The 238-nt window shown below is 49.2% G+C and carries 1 pseudogene; it reads left to right on the forward strand.

Annotation, left to right across the window (positions count from 1 at the left end):
- Positions 1-238: pseudogene (locus SB847_RS22165) on the forward strand (protein translocase subunit SecDF); the annotation flags it as partial.

Genomic DNA, 238 nt, shown 5'->3' on the forward strand with positions numbered 1-238 from the left:
GTTTGTCGGTCCGAATGTTGGTGACGAATTCATCGAGCAAGGCGGGCTGGCTATGCTAACCGCTCTTATTTGTATTTTGCTCTATATTGCAATGCGTTTTGAGTGGCGCTTAGCCGTGGGCGCAGTGGCTGCGTTAGCGCACGACGTCATTTTAACCTTAGGACTATTCTCTGTATTACAGCTAGAGTTCGACTTAACGGTTCTGGCGGCCCTGCTGGCGGTTATTGGTTACTCAATT

This window comes from Bacillus sp. SIMBA_026, from assembly GCF_046535335.1.
GTDB lineage: Bacteria > Bacillota > Bacilli > Bacillales > Bacillaceae > Bacillus > Bacillus velezensis.